Source organism: Pseudomonadota bacterium (genome assembly GCA_022361155.1).
Classification (GTDB): Bacteria; Myxococcota_A; Polyangia; order Polyangiales; family JAKSBK01; genus JAKSBK01.
Genome location: JAKSBK010000599.1, coordinates 1 through 4,873 on the forward strand (window position 1 = coordinate 1; position 4,873 = coordinate 4,873).

Sequence of the window (4,873 nt, forward strand, 5' to 3'; positions counted from 1 at the left end):
GCCCGCTGGCGGCGTTGGGACCTCCTCGAATATGCGCTGCACCGCATCGAAATGAACCGCAGTCTTCGTCGGTCCGCCTTGCCAGCGAGCCCCACTGCAGGCCCCAACCAACCAGGATTCCTGTGGCGAGGCACTAGTACCGCTTGCCAGGGATTATGATGGATTCCCGCCGGTTCTGACGGCCGCTGGCGGTGTTCTCCTCGAGTATGCGCTGCACTAGCTCGAGCGGCGTCAAGGGCCCGGCAGTCATGTGCGACATTTGGGATTCAGGGAGTAGGACACTAGTGCTCCAATCCGGTTCGAGCCTCCGGCAACGTGTAATGGTGAAGGTCTGCGGGCTGACGTGTGCCAAAGACGTGGATGCTGCTGCGGCGGCGGGTGCGGATGCGCTCGGCTTCGTCCTGTCCGACGGGCCGTGCAAGCTCAGCGAGCAGCGGGCTCGGAGGCTGCTGCAGTGCGCTCGTTCCCACGCGGTATGCACCGTAGCGGTCGTGGGTCGCATGGATGAGGCGCTGAGAAGCCGCGTCTTCGCGCTGGGTTTCGATATCCTGCAGGCCGTCTATTCGGGCGCCGATGTATTGCGGGCGATCCCCACGCTACCGGTGTTCTTCGATGGCTCGGGCCTGCAGTCGCGGATTCGGCAGTGGCAGGAGCGAAACAGCTGCGCGCGCGGTGATCAGGCCAGCCCAGCGGGCGGGGGCTTTCGGGATCTCGCCACCGGAGGGGTGCTGGTCGACGGCCCGGCGGGGGGCGGTAAGGGGATTGCTGCGAGTTGGCCGCGCGTCGCTCCTATCGCGTCCCGCCATCCGCTGGTGCTGGCGGGCGGACTGACGCCCGAAAACGTGGTGGAAGCGATACGCACTGTGGGCCCTCATGCTGTTGACGTGAGCAGCGGGGTCGAGGCGGCTCGCGCCACCAAGGACGCAGTCAAGATCAGAGCTTTCATCGCAGCCGTTCGCAGCGTGGGCTAGAGTTGCCGGATGGCTTCCGACGTCCACGTTTATCTCGTTCCGGGTTTTTTTGGTTTCGATCAGATTGGATCGCTCAGCTACTTCCAGCGCGTCACCGACGTCCTTGACCGAGCGCTGAAGTCGAAGGGCGTCGACGCAACGCTGTTCGAGGTGGCGACCCAGCCGACGAGCTCGATTCGCCGTCGTGCCCTGCGATTGCTGAATGTCGTACGCTCGCAGGGGGGGCTCGATGCGAAACACCTGCATTTCGTGGGCCACAGCACCGGTGGGCTCGATGTACGGCTCCTTCTCACACCCGGTGTTCGTCTCGACGCGTCTACGGACGAGGAGCAGATCGGCGATCACGCGCGTTCGGCCACGCTGCTATCCACCCCCCATTTTGGCACACCACTGGCCAACTTCTTTACCAGCATGAACGGCCGCTATGTGCTTTACGTTCTGACTCTACTGGCGACGAGCGCACCGGGTCGAGTGAGCGTCTATGCGCTTGCGCAGTTGATGAGCAAGCTTGCGCACTACGACGATATCCTCGGCCGCAGGGGCACGGCACTGGATCATTTTGCCGAGCGCTTGCTGAAGCGAATCACTCACAAGTCGGATCACGAAATCTACGATTTCCTGCGTGCCGTGGCCTCGGATCAAGGAGCCATGATTCAGCTTACGCCCGAGGCGATCGACCTGTTCAACGCGGCGGTGGCTGATAGGGAAGCGACTCGGTACGTGAGTTTCGTCACTGCCGCGCCGCCGCCGAGCTCGGAAGCGTTGGAGCTCGATCCATATAGGCTCATGACGCACCTCATCTTTCGCATGACCTACGCCATCAGTGCTCGCGAGCACAGGCACTACCCGTACCCCTACCCCGGCGACGACATCGAGAGGCGCCTGCAGTACGAGCTCCCGGTACCGTTGAGTGCGGGCACCAACGACGGAATGGTGCCGACTCTGAGCCAAGTGTGGGGTCGACTCGGAGGTGTTTACGTGGGTGATCACCTCGATGTGGTCGGCCAGTTTCCTCACCGCGTGAACGGGAAGGACTCGCCGGGCTGGCTCCATAGCGGGGCCCGCTTTAGCGAAACGATGTTCCAGAAGCTCTGGGGCGATATAGCCGATGTCATTGCGCGCACGTCACGGTAGCGGTGGCGCGGTCCTGTCGACGACCGTCGTAGACCCCTGGCGCCAGGACTGAAAGAAGAACGTTAGCTGGCCCAGTGCCCTGTCTATCGGATTGCTCACAGCTTCGGGGGGTTTGGGAGCGAAAGGCGGTTCGAGCGGGTGTTGGTAGCGACTCTCGCCCTGTGTTTGCAGCAGCAGTTCATGGGTAGCCGGGGCGAACTCGAAGAGTGCGCGCGTCGCTCGCTCCGACCCGGCCGTGTAATTGTTGCTAACGGGCGCGGTGACCGAGCGGATGGTATCGAGATGGCGTGGCGTTCCTACGAAATCGCAGCCCAGGGCCCGCCCCAGCGCTTCGCTCCACCGATTGTGCACGATCTCGTCGTGGCGTGCCTCGATCGCCAGCACGTGCACGCGGGCTTGTTGCAGCACGCTGCTGAAAGCTGCGGCGTCGGATCGATCGAGCAGGGTCTGCCACAGCACCAGCGTAGGCCAGCGAGGCGGCGGATCGTTGCCGAGGTCGACACTGAACGGATCCATGCCGACCTCGCTCAACAGGGGGGAGAGGTGTTGCTGGTGCGCAACCGGGCTATCCATGGCAGCGTCGACGATGGGTGCAGCGCTGCCCACAACAACCAGTGCACGCAGCGCGGGCTCGTTGGCGGCGGCCACGACCCCGAGCTCGCCGCCGAGGTCGATTCCCACGAAGCCGATCTGGTCGGCGTCGAACGACAGTTGCTCGAGCTTGCTGTCACGCTGCGTCAGCTCGGACCAGTCCCCTTGACCCAAGAGTCGAACCGCGCTCATCAGCTCTACGACGGCTTGGGCACGGACGTCGCGCACGAACGTGGGGTCGATGTCCAGGGTCTTCATACCCAGGAAGAGCTCCGCAACCTCGCTTCCGCGAGAGTCCCCGAAGAGGTCCGGCACTGGAACACCGGTGAAGCGATTGCTCACATCGCTGCGGGCTAGCCGCAGCCCGTGCATGGGTGCGTCAAGGGCCAGCACGGCGAATCCGGATGCGTTGAGGGCGTCCGCCAGGGCGAGACCGTCGCTGCGCTCCGCCCCCAAGCCATGCTGAAAGAGGACTACCGGGAGCGCTTCCTGGCGGTTACGAGTGTCCCCCCTCGGCAGCCATAGCGTGAAGGGTACGTGGGCGAAGCTGGGCGTGCTCAGCCTGCCCTGCGGGTCGCGCCCAAAGCGCGGCCGCGCTCCGGCTCGACCGATCGCGAAATTGGGCACGCGTAGCCGTCCATGTACCATCCACCCGATGTTGTCGTGTAGGACCCCGCCCTTCTGATCCAGCCCGTACTGACGGGTCAGCGGACTTCCCAGCACCGCCTCCAGCTGATGGTCTCTGGCGAGCCAGTCGATCTCCGCCCTGGGGCGTGGAAGCTCATGCAGAATCCCTCGCGCGTCCGACAAGTCCCGATCGATCGCTTGAACCGTGAAGACCGCAAGCGCGGCGATCTGCTTGCGGGCGATTCCGGCCCGAGCCTCGAGCAAGTCCAGTACCGGAGTGAAGTGATCGTACGCCGACGCCTGCAGTGGGTCTTGAGGCACTGTTTCTGCGTCGCGGATGCGAGCGAAGTCCGGGGACGGTTGAAGCGCGCTGCCGTCCGCGGCCCTAACCATCCGCGTAACGACTGCGGCATACTTGCGCCCAGGGACGAGCGGCGCTCCAGGTGCTGGCTGGATGGCGAGCTGTCGGCGTGCCGCGTTCCAGTGGTAGACGACCGGCATACGCAGGAATGCCGTATTGGAGCTTGGATCGAGATCGAGCAAGAAAGCGCTTGCGTGGGCGGTGGTCGATGTCCGCTCGTGACGAGGTAGCGTGGAGGAGTCCAGCGTACCGTCGAGGTAGAAGACGACGGGTGCCACCGGACTAAATCCTTGCAGTTCCTGCATCCACGGTCCCAGAAGGGGCAGGGCTCCGGGCGCTGTCGTGACCGCGGGTGCCGTAGTCGTTGCGAGATTGATACGTCCCGTCGAGTCGAGATACAGGTCGTCCGGCCAAGGCACCGAGCCAAATCGAAGCGGCCACCGCGCCAGCTCGAATTGGACATGCACGCCGCCAGAGCCCCCCACCGGAGTCGGGGCAGCCGGCATGGGGTCGGTTGGCCCGGCGGCGTTGGACGAGCATGCAACCGCTGCGGAAGCCCACAGGGCGCATAGACAGCTCAGCGAAGTCGGGACGCGCGCGACGCAGCCTGCCGGGTGGGGAGCGCCGGTCCGGGTGAAAGCGCCCCAACCGATCGAGCCAGAGCTCGTGTGTCGCGCACAGCCGAGCCGCGCGTTCGGGCGGCCCCGTGAAGCACCCGCGAGCGCCAAGAGTATCTCCAAGCCGACCTCCTGACGCTTCGCAGCATTCCACTGTCACCCCCCGAAGCGCCGAATGTCAATAATCCCAAGCGTGTCACGCGCGCCGCCGCCCGGCAAGACTGAGTGCTAGCGGGCTGGGGCGGCCCGCCTGACGAATTCGCAGGGCTATCGAGTTCTCGGTGCAGTCCGTTTTTCCGGCGCGGGTGAACGCGGCCGGGGACGCTTGGGTCAGCAACTTAGACAATAGGGATGGAAAATGATCGTGACTCTGTGTGCAGATGGTAGCTGGCGGGTCGAGTTGCTGCTCGCCGTGTTCATCTCGTGGCGGGGCGCGGTTAGAACTCGATCGCCCTGGACGAATTCGCCGAGGGGCTTGCGCTTGCCCGCTGTCTCGGCCATGCTGGCGCCCCGCTCGGCCAAGCCGGGTGGAGCGGGCGGTAAAGTTGACGTTCAGACCCACGGGCGTTAGC

General features: G+C 64.6%; 3 protein-coding genes. 2 read left to right on the top strand and 1 reads right to left on the bottom strand.

Annotated features, from left to right (window positions below; genetic code table 11):
• The first annotated feature begins 320 nt into the window (after positions 1–320).
• Both MJD61_22480 and MJD61_22485 read left to right on the top strand, forming a co-directional pair.
• Positions 321–971 carry a hypothetical protein gene (locus MJD61_22480; protein ID MCG8558026.1) on the top strand — a complete coding sequence of 217 codons (651 nt, stop codon included), beginning with the start codon at positions 321–323 and terminating at the stop codon, positions 969–971.
• A 9-nt stretch (positions 972–980) separates the two neighbouring features.
• Positions 981–2,105 (top strand): hypothetical protein, encoded by a 1,125-nt coding sequence (locus MJD61_22485; GenBank protein ID MCG8558027.1) that lies wholly within the window; start codon positions 981–983, stop codon positions 2,103–2,105.
• Here the strand turns inward: MJD61_22485 and MJD61_22490 are convergent.
• The gene (locus MJD61_22490) at positions 2,097–4,424 is read right to left on the bottom strand and encodes a hypothetical protein (GenBank protein ID MCG8558028.1); all 2,328 of its coding nucleotides are present in this window, start codon (positions 4,422–4,424) and stop codon (positions 2,097–2,099) included. The two genes, MJD61_22485 and MJD61_22490, sit on opposite strands and share 9 nt — an antisense overlap.
• Positions 4,425–4,873 lie beyond the last annotated feature (449 nt).